Raw genomic sequence first — 313 nt, forward strand, 5'->3', positions numbered from 1 at the left:
ATCACCTTTGACAACGGCGGCGAGTTTGCCGAACACAAGGCGATAGAGGAAGCGCTGGGTGCCGAGACTTACTTTGCGCACCCTTACTCTTCGTGGGAGCGCGGTCTGAACGAGAACAGCAATGGGCTGTTGAGGCAGTTTATCCCAAAGGGAACAGACCTGAGAGAGGTCACGGACGAGGATGTCAGGAGAGCGGAGCAGTGGCTCAACCTACGACCTCGGAAATGTCTCGGATTCAGGCAGCCTGTCAAGGTATTCGAAGAGTACCGTCAGGCGGCATAGGCGAGTGTCGCACTTCGAAGTTGAATTCGCG

General features: G+C 55.9%; 1 protein-coding gene. It reads left to right on the plus strand.

The window, feature by feature from the left end; all coding sequences use genetic code 11:
- On the plus strand, window positions 1-282 hold a 282-nt coding region (locus tag J9893_RS14005; RefSeq protein ID WP_210600855.1), incomplete at its 5' end, for an IS30 family transposase.
- Window positions 283-313 lie beyond the last annotated feature (31 nt).

The sequence above is a fragment of the Aeromonas sp. MaB10011B genome (genome assembly GCF_017939325.1).
In the GTDB taxonomy this organism is placed as follows: domain Bacteria; phylum Pseudomonadota; class Gammaproteobacteria; order Enterobacterales; family Aeromonadaceae; genus Aeromonas; species Aeromonas caviae.